Origin of the sequence: Roseovarius sp. BRH_c41, from assembly GCF_000961715.1 — a bacterium.
Classification (GTDB): Bacteria; Pseudomonadota; Alphaproteobacteria; order Rhodobacterales; family Rhodobacteraceae; genus Roseovarius.
Genome location: NZ_LADY01000061.1, coordinates 32365 through 48490 on the forward strand (window position 1 = coordinate 32365; position 16126 = coordinate 48490).

A 16126-nucleotide genomic window follows, 5' to 3' on the forward strand; every position below is an offset into this window, starting at 1 on the left:
GTCGAAAACGATGCACAATCTGCATGAGGCCTTGAGACAAATATTCGGATGCGTGGATCTACGCGGCAGGTTGGCCGGTTCGTCACGGGCAGGATTCGGGAAGGGAGTATTGACATGGCAGTCGAGACAGATGTGAAACCGCTGACCGGGTTCGACTATATGACCTTTGATGTGGTTGGCACGCTGATTGATTTTGAGGCCGCGATCACAGATGCGCTGACCATGATTGCTGAAGCTGAGGGCGTCGACTTGGACGCCGAAGCGGTTCTCGCGGTCTATCGGGATGCGCGCTACGAGGCGAATGCCGGTCTCTTTCCCGATGATCTGGGCCGGTGTTACGCCCGCATAGCCGCAATCTTCGGCCTGCCGGATACGTCAGAATACCGCCAGGCGATGATTGACGCAGTCGGCGAGGCAAAGCCCTTTGCGGATAGTGTCGAGGCGCTGAAACGGCTGGGGCGGCATTACAAACTGATTGCCATGACAAATGCGCAGCGTTGGGCGTTCGAGAAATACGAGGCCAAGCTGGGACATCCTTTCTGGGCAGGGTTCACCACCGATGACACTGGCACGGAAAAGCCCGACCCCGCCTATTTCCATCACGTCTTTGCCGTCGTCGAGCAGACCGGCGGCAGCAAAGATCGCATTCTGCACACCGCGCAGAGCCAGCATCACGACATCGGCATTTCACGCAAATTGGGCATGACGAATGTCTGGATTCAGCGCCGCCATGGGCAAGCGGGCTATGGCGGCACCATCGAGCCCAAGGAATACACTGAACCGGATTACCATTTTCACGCATTGATCGAATTGGCCGAGGCGACAGACAAAGCCTTTGATGTGTGAACCCGAGCGGACCTGACGCGGCACACAAGACTGCGCAGGTTCATCAACCTTCAACAGGGAACTGTGACATGACAAAGAACAGCACAACCAACTGGACCCATCGCGATGACGCGATGGTTGAACATATGATCCGTCGGGGTGCGACGCGCCGCGATCTCTTGCGGATGCTGATGGCCTCGGGCGTTGGTATGGTGGCAGGCAGCTCATTGCTGCTGCGCGCCTCTCAGGCTTTTGCCGCCACCCCGGTAAGCGGCGGGACCCTCAAAGCGGCGGGTTGGTCCTCTTCAACCGCCGATACGCTTGATCCGGCCAAGGCCTCGCTCTCGACCGATTATGTTCGCTGCTGCGCCTATTACAATCGCCTGACCTTTCTCGATGAGGCCGGCGCGGCACAGATGGAACTGGCGGACGAGTTCGTGACCGATGATGCGCAGACTTGGGAGATCAAGCTCAAGTCCGGCGTCACCTTCCATGATGGCAAGGCGCTGAGCGCAGATGATGTCGTCTATTCCATGAAGCGCCATCTGGATGAGGCCGTAGGTTCCAAGGCCAACTCGATCGCCAAACAAATGATCGAGATTTCCAAGCTGGATGATCTGACGGTCAAGATCGTGCTCTCGGCCCCCAATGCCGACCTGCCGACCATCCTGTCGCTGCATCACTTCATGATCGTCGCTGATGGCACCACCGATTTCAGCACTGCGAATGGCACAGGGGCCTTTGTCAGCGAAGTGTTTGAGCCGGGCGTGCGATCAGTCGGTGTGAAAAACCCCAATTACTTCAAGTCGCAAGGCGCCTATCTCGACAGTTTCGAGTTCTTCGCCATTCCCGACAACAACGCGCGGGTGAATGCGCTTTTGTCGGGGGATATCCACCTTGCCGCAGCCGTCAACCCGCGCTCCATGCGAATGCTGGAAGGACAAGAGGGCGTGCAGACCTCGATCAGCACCTCCGGCAACTACACCAATCTTAATATTCGCCTTGATACTGAACCGGGTGCCAAACTCGATTTTATCGAGGGGATGAAACATCTCATCAACCGGGAAATGATCCAGAAATCGGTGTTGCGCGGTCTGGCACAGATCGGCAATGATCAGCCGGTTTCCTCTGCCAACCGCTATCATAACCCGAATCTCAAGCCGCGCGATTTTGACCCGGAAAAGGCCAAGTTCCATTTTGAAAAGGCGGGTCTCCTAGGTGTGGAAATCCCGATTGTCGCCTCTGATGCGGCCTCGTCTTCGGTCGATATGGCAACGGTTGTGCAACAGGCTGGGGCAGAGATCGGCATGAACCTGACGGTTGATCGGGTGCCGTCGGACGGATACTGGTCGAACTACTGGCTCAAGGCACCGGTACATTTCGGCAACATCAACCCCCGCCCGACGCCAGACATCCTGTTCTCGCTGCTCTATTCCTCGGACGCACCCTGGAACGAGAGCCAGTATAAATCCGAGAAGTTCGACACCATGATGGTTGAGGCGCGCGGCGCGCTGGATGAAGAAAAACGCACGGCTATCTACTGGGAGATGCAGGAAATGATCGCCAATGAGGCAGGCACGATCATCCCAGCCTATATCTCGAACGTCGATGCCCTGTCGACCAAGTTGGGCGGATTGAAAGCAAACCCGCTGGGCGGCATGATGGGCTATGCCTTTGCCGAATATGTCTGGCTCGACGCCTGATCCCAAGACAAGGACTGGCCCCGCCCCCAAAAGGGGCGGGGCTGTGGCTGACCACATCCATCAATGAGGTGCGGATTGCGACTATCAAACTTGCCATGGGTCTTGGTCCTTCAGCGGCTTGGCATTGCGGTGCTGACACTGATCATCGTGTCGTTTGCAGTGTTCTTTGCGACTGAACTTTTGCCTGGAGACGTCGCTGAGATCCTCTTGGGTCAGGCCGCCACCCCCGAGGCAGTGGCGGGGTTGCGCTCTGCAATGGGGCTGGATGAGCCAGCGGTTTCCCGGTTTCTCGACTGGCTGATCGGGCTGGCGCGGGGGGACATGGGCATCTCTTACGTGAACAATATCGAGGTGGCCGAACTGGTTGGCGGGCGGCTGGTGAATTCCCTGCGGCTGGCCGCTGTGACGACCGCCGTTTCCGTGCCGATTGCGCTCTGCCTCGGGATTGGTGCGGCGATGTGGCGGGGTTCGCTCTTTGATCGCGTTGTGTCGGTGATGACGATTTCGGTGATTTCTGTCCCCGAGTTCATGGTGGCGACACTGGCGGTTCTGATCTTCTCGGTTTGGTTGGGATGGCTTCCTGCGCTCAGCTTTGGCGCCAATGTCGACTCGCTCTCGGCGATGCTCAAGGCCTATGCCATGCCGGTGATTACCTTGTCCTTTGTCGTGTCAGCGCAGATGATCCGCATGACCCGCGCTGCGGTCATTGACACGATCAACACGCCCTATGTCGAGATGGCGCTGCTCAAGGGGGCGTCACGATCCCGCATGGTGCTGCGTCATGCCTTGCCCAATGCGCTTGGACCGATTGCCAATGCGGTGGCGCTGTCGCTCAGTTATCTGGTGGGCGGGGTCATCATCGTCGAGACTATTTTCAACTATCCAGGTGTGGCGAAACTAATGGTGGATGCGGTTTCGACCCGTGATCTGCCCCTTATTCAGTCCTGTGCCATGATCTTTTGTGTCAGCTACCTGAGCTTGATCACCTTGGCGGACATGATTGCCATTCTGTCAAATCCGAGGTTGCGGCAATGAAGCGAGAACACCCGATCGCCGCATCGCAACCTGAGCGAAATGCCCGCGGCTATACCTTTGGCTGGGTGGGACGCATTGGCCTCTTGATCATCCTCTTCTGGGCGCTGGTCGCTCTGATCGGCCCCGCGCTTGCGCCTTATCCGCCGGGAGAAATTGTGGATTGGGACTATTTCGGCCCCGTCAGCGGCAAATACTGGATGGGGACGGATTATCTTGGCCGAGACATATTCTCGCGGATTCTGATGGGCGCACGCTATACCGTCGGCATTGCGTTCTGTGCCGTAGTGCTTGCCTGTACTGGTGGCGTCTTTATGGGGATGATCGCGGCTGTCATGGGCGGCTGGTTCGACATGATCCTGTCGCGGTTACTGGATGCTTTCAACGGCATCCCGTCGCTCCTGTTTGGCCTGGTGGTCGTGGCTGCGGTCGGATCGTCGATTCCGGTTCTGGTGCTGACGCTCGCGGCGATTTACATGCCCGGTTCCTACCGGTTTGCGCGGGCATTGGCGGTCAATGTCAACACGATGGATTTTGTCACCGTGGCTCGGGCACGCGGCGAACAGACCGGATATCTGATCTTGCGCGAGATATTCCCTAATATTCTTGGCCCGGTGTTGGCAGATCTTGGCCTTCGCTTTGTCTTTATCGTGCTGGTGCTGTCCGGACTGTCTTTTCTCGGCCTCGGGGTGCAGCCCCCTTATGCTGATTGGGGCGCATTGGTGCGGGAGAACATCGAAGGTCTGAGCCTTGGGGCACCGGCGGTGATCTTTCCGTCGATTGCCATCGCCTCACTGACCATCTCGGTCAACATGCTGATCGACAACCTCCCCAACAAAATACGTGACAGGAGGGAATGATGACCGATGCGCCACTTGTAACAGTCCGGGATTTGCGGATCGGGGCCACCACGGATTCAGGCCGAAAGGTGGAAATCATCAAGGACGTGAGCTTTGATGTCGCACCGGGTGAGATCGTCGCGCTGATTGGCGAATCCGGTTCTGGCAAGACAACCATTGCTTTGTCGCTGATGGGACATACGCGGAGCGGCTGCGACATCACCGGCGGCACGATCACCCTCGGGGAGGACACCGTTACCGCGATGACCGAGCGAGGACGCGCGCGCTTGCGGGGCACCAAAGTGTCTTATATCCCACAATCGGCGGCAGCGGCATTCAACCCGTCAAAGCGGATCATGGATCAGGTGACGGAGATCAACGCCATTCACAGGCTCATGCCGCGCAGCGCGGCCGAGGCCAAGGCCGTTGAACTCTTTCGCGCCCTTGCTCTGCCAGAGCCCGAGACAATTGGCGAGCGTTACCCACATCAGGTGTCGGGCGGGCAGTTACAGCGCCTCTCGGCGGCGATGGCGCTGATTGGGGGGCCAAGTCTTGTTATTTTCGATGAACCAACAACCGCGCTCGATGTGACCACGCAAATCGAGGTTTTGCGCGCCTTCAAGTCGGTCATGCAAGCGGGCGGCATTGCCGGGGTCTATGTCAGCCATGATCTGGCGGTCGTGGCGCAAATCGCGGATCGAGTGATTGTGCTGCGCGGTGGCGAGATACAAGAGGAAGGCCGCACAGATCAAATTCTGCGGTCGCCCACCCATGCCTACACCAAGCAGCTTGTCGCCGCGTTCGATCCGGTGCCGCATGCGTCCGTTGCGGCAGAGACGGGCGTATCCGCCAAACCGCCCATTCTAGAAGTAACCAATCTGCATGCGGGTTATGGCGCTATTCACAACGGAGAGCCTACGTTCAAGATCCTCAAGAACATCAATTTTCGTCTGGAGCGCGGGCGCAATATGGGCGTTATCGGCGAGTCCGGGTCCGGCAAATCGACCCTCGCGCGCGCCATAGCGGGAATTTTGCCACCCTATCAGGGGACTATCCTGCTGGATGGTCAAGAGATGCGTGGCGCGCTCAAGGGCCGCTCCAAGGACGAATTGCGCCGCGCCCAGATCGTGTTCCAATTGGCCGATACAGCCCTCAACCCGGCCCATTCCATAGGAAATATTCTGGGCCGCCCCCTGACCTTTTACCACGGACTGAAGGGGGCTGCCCGCGAAGCGCGGGTGATCGAACTGCTCGACATGGTGCATTTGCCCGCCACGATGCGTCACCGCCTTCCGGGCGAATTGTCAGGCGGGCAAAAGCAGCGGATTAATCTCGCCCGCGCGCTTGCCGCCGAACCCGAGCTGATCCTTTGCGACGAAATCACTTCGGCGCTCGATACCGTGGTCGCGGCAGCGATCCTCGATTTGCTCAAGGAATTGCAACAGGGTCTCGGCCTCAGCTATCTGTTTATCAGCCACGATCTTTCGACGGTCGAGGCGATTTGCGACGATGTTCTGGTCATGCTGATGGGGGAGGTCGTCGAGGCACTGCCCGCGGCCGATATGTCCGAACAGGCGACCCATGCCTATTCGCGGCTGCTTATCTCGTCGGTGCCGCGACTTGATACCGGATGGCTCGCGGGGCTGGAGCAAGACCCGGCACTGGTTGCTCAATTCGCCAAACGGTGACGTGCAATCTTAGACCTTGTCCGCAAAAAGACGGGTCAGGGGAATCTGGGTTTTCACAAAGGGCGTCTTGATCACGACAAAGCTGAAATACTTGTCGATCCCCACGTCCCGATCAATCAGCGCCTCAATGATGTCCTGATAATCGGTGATGCTGGCGGTCACGAATTTCACGAGATAATCATAGCCGCCCGACACGAGGTGGCATTCAACACAACTGTCGATCTTCTCCAACGCCTCTTGAAAGCGGGCAAAGTCGATCTGGCGATGGTTCTTGAGGGTGAACTCTGTAAATACCGTCAGGGTCTCACCCAATTTGGCCACGTCGATCTTGGCGGTGTAGCCGGTGATATATCCCGCCTGCTGCAGTTTCTTGACGCGGATCAGGCAGGGTGACGGGGACAAATGCACCAGATCGGCCAACTCGACATTCGTGATCCTGCCGTTGCGCTGCAACTCGGCGAGGATCCTTACGTCGATCCGGTCAAGTTTGTAGCCAGATGTCATACTGTCACCTTCTTAGGTCGCACGGCCGTTTCCTTTCTGTGAAAGCCAGCGGGATCATCAAGTCAACTACATTCGACAGGAAATGCCGCCAAGCCCTGGTGATCCGGCACAAGCATCTGAGCACATTGGCTTAGGCTCTGGGAAACAATTGGAGGATTCAATGCGCGCCCCCCTGATCCAGATCGGCACCGGCACAACCCTGCCAGATCATGCCGATTGCGTTGTGATTGGCGCAGGTATTGTCGGTGTCAGCGCGGCCTATTGGCTGGCACGCGCCGGGCAAAGCGTCGTTCTTCTGGAAAAGGGCCGTGTTGGGGCGGAACAATCCAGCCGCAATTGGGGGTGGTGCCGTCAGCAAAATCGCGACGCGCGCGAATTGCCGCTGTCCACGGTCAGTCTGCGGCTTTGGGAAGAGATGGCTGAGGACATTGGCGAGGATCTGGGGTTTCGCCGCTGCGGGCTTCTCTATCTCTCGGATGATCCCGCAGAGATTGACGGCTGGGCCAGATGGGGCCGCTTTGCACAGGGCGAAGGCGTGGATACGCGCATGTTGACCGCAGCTGAGGCCACCGGCCGGGGGCACACCACGGGTAAGCCTTGGGCCGGCGGTGTGTGGTCGCCCACCGATGGCACCGCCGATCCCTCGCGTGCTGCGCCGTTGATCGCCAAAGGTGTCCTGCGGCATGGCGGCACCGTGCTCCAATCCTGTGCGGCGCGGGGCATCGAGACTTCGGGTGGCGCGGTCTCGGCGGTCATCACAGAGCGTGGTGTGATCCGGACCAGGAATGTCGTGCTGAGCGGCGGCGCCTGGGCTGCAAGTTTTCTGCATCAATCCGGAATCAGTTTTCCTCAGGCTTCGGTGCGTAGTTCGATCCTGTCGGTGGCTCCGGGTGCAGAGGGCCTGCCGGCGGCATTGCATACCTCTTCCGTATCGGTCACCCGGCGTGGTGATGGCGGCCATACATTGGCCATATCGGGGCGCGCGAACCTTGATCCGACACCGGGGGCAATTCTTGGCGCGCGCCACTTTTTGCCGATGTTCGCCAGCCGATGGCGGGCCCTGTCGCCCGGTGGGCCGCAGGCGTGGCAGGCCGGGTTCGAGACGCGGCGCAAATGGGCGCTGGATCGGCGAACCCCAATGGAAGAGATGCGTATTCTTGATCCGCGCCCTTCGGAGCGCCTGATCTGGGAAACCCTGCGCCGAGCGCGCGCCTTGCTGCCCGCCTTGCAGGATGTGCCGGTGCAGGCGACATGGGCGGGTTACATTGACAGCACCCCTGACGGCGTGCCTGTGATTGACGCGGACATCGGCATAGGCGGGCTGACGCTTGCAGCGGGCCTGTCGGGCCATGGGTTCGGCATCGGGCCGGGGGTTGGGCATCTAGTGGCCGATTTGCTGCTGGGGCGCGCGCCCATCACGGAAACCGCGCAATATCGGCTGGCGCGCTTTAATGCGTCGCAATGGGGAAAGGTGGCGGGATTCTGAGGTCATCTGGCAAAACGCGAGATATGGAACGGGACAAGCCGGGTCTCGCACCGCCCCGTTGCGATCAGCTCTGCCAGAGCATCGCCGACCCCCGGTCCCAGTTGAAACCCATGACCGCAAAAGCCAAAGGCATGAAACAGGCCGGGTTGGGTGCCCGAGGGCCCAATGACGGGCAAGCCGTCGTCGACATAACCCTCGCAGCCCGACCATTGGCGTATGATTGCCACATCACGGAGTGCGGGCAGCAAGCGAACCACCGAGCGCAGTTGCGCCGCCAATGCGCCCGGATTAACAAACGCATGACCTGGGTCGAGCGCGACGGGCACGCGCGGCACCCCACCGCCAAAGACGATGTTGCCGCGCTCGACCTGTCGCAGATAGCTGCCATGCCCGCCCGACCACATGCCGACCACCGGCAGGATACGGTGCGGCAGGGGTTCGGTTACGCCCATCTGCGGCCCATAGGACGCAAGCGGCACCGGCTCTTTGAATTGCGCGGCGATGCCTGCCCCCCATGCCCCGGCACAGTTGAGCAAGATGGCGCTCTCAAACATGCCCCGGCTGGTCTGAACGGCGAATCCCGCATCGGTTGCGTGCACAGAAGCGACGAGCGTGTGAGGCATGACCTCTGCACCAAGTCGTGCTGCGGCATCTGCAAAGGCAGGGGCGACAAGGCGCGGGTTGGCCGATCCATCCTCGGGCGAGAACGATGCGCCGATGGCATCCTGCCCGAGGCCCGGATAACGGCGTTGGAGGTCTGTGGCGCCCAACTCCTCGATCTCCAGCCCCCAAGGGCGTGCATCCGCCGCATAGCGGCGCATCTCGCTGCGTCCGTCCGCGTCAAAGATCAGCCGAAGATGGCCCGTTGCACGAAACTCCACATCGCGTCCAAGCATCTGCTCCGCATCCCGCCAGAGGGCAAGCGATCTGTGCGCAAGGGGCAGTTGCGGCAGATAGCGTCCGGTCCTGCGGATATTGCCAAACGAGGCGATTGTCGCCCCGGCCCCAATTGGGCCGCGTTCTATGAGACGGGCGCGGATACCGCGACGCGCGAGGAAATACGCGGCAGAGCATCCCATCAAGCCTCCACCCAGAATGGTCACATCCATTCCGCTCTCCTGTCCCATCCGCGCCGTGGAGATTATAAGACGCCAATTCAGGCCGCGCGGTCAAAGACGGGAAAGGAATGCGCCCATAAGTCCAACCTATGGAGGTGCCATGCGCGCGCGTCAGCTTGAAGTCTTTACTGCCGTAATGCGGGCAGGAACCGTAACAGAGGCGGCGCGGATGCTGCACATCTCGCAACCGGCGCTGAGTCAGATATTGCTCCATTGCGAGGATGAGCTTGGGTTTCGCCTCTTTGACCGCGAGAAAGGCCGCCTGCGGCCAACCCCGGAGGCGATCGAGCTCTATCCCGAGGCAGAGCGGCTCTTTGCCGGTCTCGAAGGCTTGCGCCGCAAGACGCAGGATTTGCGGCTGGGGCGGGCTGGGCTGGTCCGGGTCGGGGCCTCGGCCCCTCCGGCCATGGCGATCCTGCCCACGGTAATGGCGCGGTTTCGGACACACCATCCGGATATCCTCTTGCGCTCCAACGTGGCACCGATTGCTGCGTTGGTTGCGATGCTCAGGGCGGGCGATACTGCGTTCGCGCTGGCGCTCGACGATCATCTGCCGCCTGACATTGACGTTGAACCGATGGGGACGACCGGATTTTGTTGTCTTATGCGTCGGGACAATCCGCTGGCTGAGAAAGACCAGATAACTTTTGCCGATCTCGAGGCGGAAATGGTGATCTCTTATCGGGGCGCCACCCGCCCCTATGATGAGTTGGATCAGGCCGCGCGTCGGGCGCAGGTGCGTTTCCTGCCCGAGTTGGAAATAGACGTGTCCATCACGGCGGTCGGATTTGTGCAGGCGGGGCTTGGGGTGGCCGTTGTCGATGCGTTGCTGCCTTGGGGGCAGTTCGAGGGCATCATGGTGCGTCCACTGGCGGGATCTCCTAGTCTGCCGCTCTCGCTCTTGACCCTGCGCGGAACGGTGTTGTCCCGAGCAGAAGATATGTTGCGCGCGCAGATCCGCAGCGTCTGTCGGGAGATACTATAAGCCGCGCTTATGCGTGGGCCAGCCATGCGTCTTGGACCGCTGGGCGATTTTCTGGTCCGATTGAGGCCAAGGATAACCCCAGCAAAAAGGCAGGACCAACATGGATGGCACGAGCCCCCCGCAGACGGCCGAGGCAGATTGGAAGATCGGCGTCGATATCGGCGGCACCTTCATGGATTTCTGCGCCTTCGAGACCCGCTCGGGACGGATCGCATCACTCAAAGTGCTGACAACGCCCGATGATCCGGGTGCCGAACTTTTGACCGGGCTCGACCTCTTGGCCAAGCGCGAGGGGCTGGACCCCGCCGCGATCACCCGGTTCGTGCATGGCACCACCGTGGGTATCAATACGATCATTCAGCGCAAGGGTGCAAAGCTCGCTTTGATCACCAACGTCGGCTTCGAGGATGTGATCGAACTGGCGCGTTTGCGGATGCCCGAGATGTATTCGCTTTTTTGCCATAGACCAGAGCCGCTGATCCCGCGCGACCGAATCTTTGGCATCGGCGCTCGTTTGCGTTCAGACGGTTCCGAGACCTTCTCCCCGGATATCACGGAAATCACGCGTGCGGTTGAGGCCGCACAGGCAGTCGGGGCCGTGGGGATCATCGTCGCTCTGCTGCACAGTTGGCGGGACGGAGCACAGGAACAGGCGATCAAGGCGGAGATCGAGAAACGGGCGTCGGATCTGTTTGTCTTCACCTCAGGCGAGGTCTGGCCCGTCATCCGTGAATATGAACGGACGTCCACGGCGATCCTCAACGGCTATGTGCATCCGCGTGTCGCAGGCTACCTTGGCGCGCTTGAAGAGCGATTGACGCTAAGAGATGTTCCGGCGCGCGCCCTGCTTACCAAGTCGAACGGCGGCGTGATGACGGCCAGCGAAGGCCGCCGCGATTGTGTCTCAATGCTGCTCTCCGGCAGCGCTTCAGGGGTGATGGGGGCGGCATGGCTGGCGCGGCAGGCCGGAGAACGGCATGTCCTGACCCTCGACATCGGCGGCACATCGGCGGACTTCGCCCTAATCGTCGATGGCGCGGTGCAATTCGGCTCTGACGAGAAGATCGGGGAATTTCCGCTGCATATCCCGTCGGTGTCCGTCAGTTCTATAGGGATCGGTGGCGGTTCCATTGCCGCGGTCGACGCGCAGGGCGTGCTGCGGGTGGGGCCTGACTCTGCCGGTTCCTTGCCGGGCCCTGCCTGTTACGGGCGCGGCGGCACCGCCCCCACGGTGACGGATGCGATGGTGGTCTGTGGCTGGCTGGGTCATTCCGGCATGGCCTATGGACAGTTGCAGATGGATGTGGGGCGCGCCCGAGCGGTTGTGGGCGATCTGGCCCTGAAACTGGGGCGGCAGATCGAGGAAACCGCCCAGGCCATTCTCGATATCGCCGTGTCCGAGATGTTCGTCGAAGTGGAAAAGCTGTCCTCGCGCGCAGGTGTTGATCTGCGGGATTTTGTTCTGATGCCCTTCGGCGGTGGTGGCCCGATGCTGGGCGCGTTTCTGGCACAAGAGCTTGGGTTGGCCCGCGTCATGGCGCCTCGTTGGCCAGGTGTCGTCTCGGCTTTGGGCGGGTTGGTCGCGGACCTGCGGGGCGATTTCATCCGCACGGTCTTTGCCGAGTTGGACGAACAGACTGTAGGAGCGCTCAGACAGGTGTTTCAGGACCTCAGCCAAGAGGGGCGCGCATGGCTGGTCTCGCAGGGGCATCGGGGCGCGGCTGACCTAATCCTGTCGGCGGATATGCGCTATACAGGTCAGAGCTATGAGATTGAGGTGATGCTGGACTCAGACTGGCTGGCAGAACCCGCGAGCATTGCCGAGGCGTTTCACGACACGCACCACCGCATCTATGATTTCGCGGATCCGGGCGCGCGGATCGAGATCGTCAATCTGCGCCTGTCGGCGGTGGGGGCGGGCCCCAAGCCCGAGTTCCCTACAGTGCCGGGCATTGGTCAAACGGTTGCACCTGCGCGAGAGGTTCAGGTGTTTCACGGTTGCTGGCGCGCGGTGCCGCTTTTCGAGCGAGCATCGCTTGCGAAAGGGGGTACATTCGACGGCCCTGCCATTGTGGCGCAGGAGGATACCACCTTTGTCATCCCCGCCGGGACCAAGGCCCGAGTCGACGACCATCTGAATATTCACCTCAGCCTGACGGAGCGCACCGATGTTTGACCGAATGACCCTGCAGGTGCTGGCCAACCACGCCCGTGCCGCTGCCGAGAATATGGCCCATACCCTGCACCGCACCGCACACTCGGCTTTTGTCAAGGAAACACAGGACTTTACCGTCATGCTGATGGACCGGCAGGGCGATACCTTTGCCGTGCCGATGGAACTGGGCGCGACATGGTATCCGGGGCTGACCTATGGTCGGGTCATCGACATGGTGGGCGATTACCGTCCCGGCGATGTGGCCTTTACCAACGATCCCTATTCCGGTCATGTTGCAACCCATGCCCCCGACACGCATCTGTGGAAGCCGGTCTTTGTCGAGGGCGAAATCGTCGCCTGGACGGGCGGGCATATCCACAACACGGATATGGGTGGGGCTGTGCCTGCCTCGCTGTCGCGCTCGCTGACCGAGATCCATCAGGAAGGCATACGTTTCCCGCCGATGAAGCTGGTGCGAGAGGGCAAATTTGACGATATGATCCTGCGGATCATGGAGACGAACGTCCGCAAACCTTCGTTAAATATTGGCGATATCAAGGCCTTGGTCGGCGCGCTCAACACCGGGGAACGCAAGGTTCACGCGATGATCGACCGATTTGGCCGCCAAGGATTTCTCGATGGTGTGGCGGCGCTCAAGGATCAGGCCGAGGCGCAGGCGCGGGCAATCCTGTCGGAGATTCCCGATGGTGAGTATATCTTTGCCGATTATGCCGATGAAGACAGCGATCATGCCAACCCTTGTCGGCTTAAGCTGAGCCTGCGGATCAAGGGCGATAGCGCCGTTCTGGATTTTACCGGATCGGACCCGCAATTGGGCTCGTCGCTCAACGTGCCTTCGGGGGGCGATCCACGGCATACGATCCTGTTGGTGGGGGTTTATTATGTGCTCTACACGCTCAATCCGCGCATCCTGCTCAACACTGGTTTGACCCGGCCATTTAGCTGCATCGCACCGGAAGGCACGGTTCTCAACCCCGTGGCCCCGGCGGCGGTGGGTATGCGGTCCCTAACCTGTGCGCGGCTACGGTCGGTGATTTTTGGGGCATTTGCGCAGGCGATACCGGAGCGAATGCCAGCCGCACCGGCCGGAAATAACTGTATAATCAACGTGATGACCCGTGATGAACGCAGCCAGAAGACGGTCATTGCGGCAGTCAATCCGGTGGTCGGTGGCGGCGGGGGAATGCCGCATCGCGATGGCACCAACGGATCGGGGGCGGATGCGGCCTATCTCAAGAATACCCCCATCGAGATCACTGAAACCGAAGTGCCGGTCGAATTTCTGCGCTATGGGCTGGCGCGGGACAGCGGCGGGGCGGGACGTTGGCGGGGTGGATTGGCGACCGAGATGGCGTTTCGGGTCTTTGCCCCCGACACCCGGATCACGGCGCGCAATCGGGACCGATCGTTCTTTCGCCCTTGGGGTATTCTTGGGGGATGCGCGGCGGGCCTGTCGGATATGGTGGTCAATCCGGGCGCGGCGGACGAGCGGCGGTTGGGCAATGTCGATACGGCGGTGTTGCAGCCGGGGGATGTGTTGCAGATCCGATCCGCCGGTGGCGGCGGGCGCGGTGCGCCGCAAGAGCGCGAACCGTGGCGCGTGGCGCGGGATGTCACCTGCGGCTATGTATCTGTTAATGCTGCATATAATGACTACGGCGTGGTGATGGACGGGGCGCGGGTGGATGAGGATGCGACGGTGAGGCGGCGTGCTAAACTACCGCGTCATGATGGGCCATTCCACTTTGGGCCCGAGCGAGAGAGGTATGAACGCCGCTGGACGCCGGAGGCGTATAACCGGCTGACCGGGATTCTGATGGGTCTGCCGGTTCACTGGCGGTTCTTCACCAAGACGGAAATCTTCCGACGCATGACAGAGGGGCGGGTTGGGCGAGCGGGGGTTGAGCAAGCCTTCTCCGAAACCTGTCTGCGGTTTCCAGACTTGCCGCGTCCCTTAGAGGTTGCAGAGGCGGCGGAATGAGCGGTGTGGGGCGGTTTCTACGGCTGGCCGAGGAGGGGCGGGTGTCGGTGGTGTTCCACTTTGACGGGGAAATTACGATTGCAAAACAAGGTGATACGGTCATAACCGCGATCCTGATGTCAGGGCAATCTCTCAGACCTTCGGACAGCGGGCCAGAGCACCGTGCCGGGTTTTGCCTCATGGGGGCGTGTCAGGATTGCTGGATCTGGCAGGAGAGCGGACCGCGTTTGCGGGCCTGCACCACTGAAATCATTGACGGAATGCGCCTAACGTCTAAGGCCCCAGTGGGGTGGCCCGATCTGGAGCGGTCGCGATGAGCCGGGTTTTGATCGTTGGTGCGGGGCCTGCGGGGGTGCGGGCAGCAGAAACTCTGGTGCAGGCGGGGCTGCGTCCGGTGGTGGTTGATGAGGGTCTGCGCGCCGGTGGCCAGATCTATCGACGTACGTTTGTGCGGTCAGAGCGTACGTCCCGAACGCTCTATGGGGCAGAAGCCGACAAGGCCGAGGCGGTGCATGCGGTGTTTGACCGTTTGGTGGCTGATGATCACGTGAGGTTTCACAGTCAAACCTCGGTCATCGCCCTGCAAGACGGGGTGGCCTATCTCTTGGGTCCAGAGGGCGCCATAACGTTTGCCTATGACCGCCTGATCCTCGCGACCGGGGCGATGGACCGGGTCATGCCGCTGCCGGGCTGGCAGGGGGCGGGGGTCTATACCCTTGGGGCGGCGCAGATTGCGCTCAAGTCGCAGGGCGTGGCGCTGGGGCGTCGGATGGTGCTGGCGGGATCGGGGCCGCTGCTGACACTTGTCGCGGTGCAATTGATCAAGGCCGGGGGCCGGGTCGAGGCGGTGCTGGATACTGCGCCCCTACGTACGCAGCTGCGGGGCGGCTTGGGCATGGCGCTTGCGCGGCCTTGGGTGACGTTGCGCGGCGCGATGATGCGCGCGGGGTTGGGGCGGCGCTATCATGCTGGGGTGCGGCTTGACCGGATCGAGACGGATGCGACCGGTCCGGTGGCCTTGCATTGGCGCAATGCGCGGGGAGAGGCGCGGTCGAGCCCTTGTGACGCGGTGGCGCTCGGCTGGCATCTGCGGGCCGAGACCCATCTGGCGGATCTGGCGGGGGTCTCGTTCGAGTGGAATGCGGTCTATGCCCAATGGCTTCCGAAGAGTGACGAGATGGGGCGCGCGGCAGAGGCGGTCTATCTCGCTGGAGATGGCGCGCGCCTCTTGGGGGCGGATGCGGCAGAGAGTGCCGGGAGAGTGGCGGCAACGGCCTGTTTGAGGGATATGGGACGCCCGGCGAGTGATCTGGCACCAGACCTGCGCCGCTTGCGTCGGTTGGCGCGGTTTGCCGCATCCCTGCAACGTGCCTTTCCCTGGCCTGCGGAGATGGCGCGCGCGCTACCGGATGACACCGTGCTGTGTCGTTGCGAGGGGATCAGTGCCGGGGCATTGCGGGCGACGGTCGACTTGTCGGGACCAGAGGCGAACCGCGCCAAGTCCCTGAGCCGGGTTGGCATGGGGCGCTGTCAGGGGCGCTATTGCCAATTGGCGGCGGCAGAAGTGATCGCGGGCCAAGCGGCCATGCCGGTGTCCGAGGTTGGACGATTGCGCAGCCAGCCGCCGGCCAGGCCCGCGCCAGTCAGTGCGTTTCTCGGGCGGTGAGGGTCAGTGCCACATAGGTCCGCTGTTCTCCGGCCACCTACAGCGTTTCGACTTAAAGTCCTGATTTTTGACGTGCCCGCTTGGGACGTCGCGCCCTCGGCGCTCCATTATTGCCAGATCGTT

General features: G+C 61.1%; 13 protein-coding genes. 11 read left to right on the top strand and 2 right to left on the bottom strand.

Annotated elements, in window-relative coordinates; all coding sequences use genetic code 11:
- Window positions 1-114 precede the first annotated feature (114 nt).
- The 5 genes from VR71_RS19325 (at window position 115) to VR71_RS19345 (ending at window position 6087) form a co-directional block, all read left to right on the top strand.
- On the top strand, window positions 115-846 hold the full coding sequence (locus tag VR71_RS19325; RefSeq protein ID WP_045686233.1) for an HAD-IA family hydrolase: 732 nt from the start codon (window positions 115-117) through the stop codon (window positions 844-846).
- Between the two features lie 68 nt (window positions 847-914).
- Entirely contained in the window at window positions 915-2528 is a 1614-nt protein-coding gene (locus tag VR71_RS19330; RefSeq protein ID WP_045686234.1) for an ABC transporter substrate-binding protein, read from the top strand.
- A gap of 75 nt (window positions 2529-2603) precedes the next feature.
- Entirely contained in the window at window positions 2604-3563 is a 960-nt protein-coding gene (locus tag VR71_RS19335; protein WP_296430642.1) for an ABC transporter permease, read from the top strand.
- Complete coding sequence (locus tag VR71_RS19340; protein ID WP_045686236.1) at window positions 3560-4420, top strand: ABC transporter permease; 861 nt, start codon at window positions 3560-3562, stop codon at window positions 4418-4420. The genes VR71_RS19335 and VR71_RS19340 overlap by 4 nt, the downstream gene beginning before the upstream one ends.
- Window positions 4420-6087, top strand: coding sequence for an ABC transporter ATP-binding protein (locus VR71_RS19345; protein WP_045686267.1), 1668 nt, complete (start codon window positions 4420-4422; stop codon window positions 6085-6087). The genes VR71_RS19340 and VR71_RS19345 overlap by 1 nt, the downstream gene beginning before the upstream one ends.
- Before the next feature lie 9 nt (window positions 6088-6096).
- Here VR71_RS19345 and VR71_RS19350 read toward each other — a convergent pair whose 3' ends face one another.
- Window positions 6097-6591, bottom strand: coding sequence for an Lrp/AsnC family transcriptional regulator (locus VR71_RS19350; protein ID WP_045686237.1), 495 nt, complete (start codon window positions 6589-6591; stop codon window positions 6097-6099).
- A gap of 160 nt (window positions 6592-6751) precedes the next feature.
- Between VR71_RS19350 and VR71_RS19355 the strand changes: the two genes are divergently transcribed.
- The gene (locus tag VR71_RS19355) at window positions 6752-8077 is read left to right on the top strand and encodes an FAD-binding oxidoreductase (RefSeq protein ID WP_045686238.1); all 1326 of its coding nucleotides are present in this window, start codon (window positions 6752-6754) and stop codon (window positions 8075-8077) included.
- A gap of 2 nt (window positions 8078-8079) precedes the next feature.
- Here VR71_RS19355 and VR71_RS19360 read toward each other — a convergent pair whose 3' ends face one another.
- Entirely contained in the window at window positions 8080-9186 is a 1107-nt protein-coding gene (locus tag VR71_RS19360) for an FAD-binding oxidoreductase (protein WP_045686239.1), read from the bottom strand.
- Between the two features lie 109 nt (window positions 9187-9295).
- Between VR71_RS19360 and VR71_RS19365 the strand changes: the two genes are divergently transcribed.
- The 5 genes from VR71_RS19365 (at window position 9296) to VR71_RS19385 (ending at window position 16003) form a co-directional block, all read left to right on the top strand.
- Window positions 9296-10180 (top strand): LysR substrate-binding domain-containing protein, encoded by an 885-nt coding sequence (locus VR71_RS19365; RefSeq protein WP_045686240.1) that lies wholly within the window; start codon window positions 9296-9298, stop codon window positions 10178-10180.
- 100 nt (window positions 10181-10280) lie between these two features.
- Window positions 10281-12356: a hydantoinase/oxoprolinase family protein gene (locus VR71_RS19370; protein ID WP_045686241.1), complete on the top strand. Its 2076-nt coding sequence runs from the start codon at window positions 10281-10283 to the stop codon at window positions 12354-12356.
- Window positions 12349-14337, top strand: coding sequence for a hydantoinase B/oxoprolinase family protein (locus tag VR71_RS19375; protein WP_045686242.1), 1989 nt, complete (start codon window positions 12349-12351; stop codon window positions 14335-14337). The genes VR71_RS19370 and VR71_RS19375 overlap by 8 nt, the downstream gene beginning before the upstream one ends.
- Complete coding sequence (locus tag VR71_RS19380; protein WP_045686243.1) at window positions 14334-14654, top strand: (2Fe-2S)-binding protein; 321 nt, start codon at window positions 14334-14336, stop codon at window positions 14652-14654. The genes VR71_RS19375 and VR71_RS19380 overlap by 4 nt, the downstream gene beginning before the upstream one ends.
- Entirely contained in the window at window positions 14651-16003 is a 1353-nt protein-coding gene (locus VR71_RS19385; RefSeq protein WP_045686244.1) for an FAD/NAD(P)-binding oxidoreductase, read from the top strand. Before VR71_RS19380 ends, VR71_RS19385 begins: the two co-directional genes overlap by 4 nt.
- Window positions 16004-16126: the final 123 nt, after the last annotated feature.

Excerpts from the sequence above, each read along its gene's own strand:
- VR71_RS19325 (WP_045686233.1), top strand. The coding sequence starts at position 115 with ATGGCAGTCGAGACAGATGTGAAACCGCTGACCGGGTTCGACTATATG.
- VR71_RS19330 (WP_045686234.1), top strand. The coding sequence starts at position 915 with ATGACAAAGAACAGCACAACCAACTGGACCCATCGCGATGACGCGATG.
- VR71_RS19340 (WP_045686236.1), top strand. The coding sequence starts at position 3,560 with ATGAAGCGAGAACACCCGATCGCCGCATCGCAACCTGAGCGAAATGCC.
- VR71_RS19345 (WP_045686267.1), top strand. The coding sequence starts at position 4,420 with ATGACCGATGCGCCACTTGTAACAGTCCGGGATTTGCGGATCGGGGCC.
- VR71_RS19350 (WP_045686237.1), bottom strand. The coding sequence starts at position 6,591 with ATGACATCTGGCTACAAACTTGACCGGATCGACGTAAGGATCCTCGCC.
- VR71_RS19355 (WP_045686238.1), top strand. The coding sequence starts at position 6,752 with ATGCGCGCCCCCCTGATCCAGATCGGCACCGGCACAACCCTGCCAGAT.
- VR71_RS19360 (WP_045686239.1), bottom strand. The coding sequence starts at position 9,186 with ATGGATGTGACCATTCTGGGTGGAGGCTTGATGGGATGCTCTGCCGCG.
- VR71_RS19365 (WP_045686240.1), top strand. The coding sequence starts at position 9,296 with ATGCGCGCGCGTCAGCTTGAAGTCTTTACTGCCGTAATGCGGGCAGGA.
- VR71_RS19370 (WP_045686241.1), top strand. The coding sequence starts at position 10,281 with ATGGATGGCACGAGCCCCCCGCAGACGGCCGAGGCAGATTGGAAGATC.
- VR71_RS19375 (WP_045686242.1), top strand. The coding sequence starts at position 12,349 with ATGTTTGACCGAATGACCCTGCAGGTGCTGGCCAACCACGCCCGTGCC.
- VR71_RS19380 (WP_045686243.1), top strand. The coding sequence starts at position 14,334 with ATGAGCGGTGTGGGGCGGTTTCTACGGCTGGCCGAGGAGGGGCGGGTG.
- VR71_RS19385 (WP_045686244.1), top strand. The coding sequence starts at position 14,651 with ATGAGCCGGGTTTTGATCGTTGGTGCGGGGCCTGCGGGGGTGCGGGCA.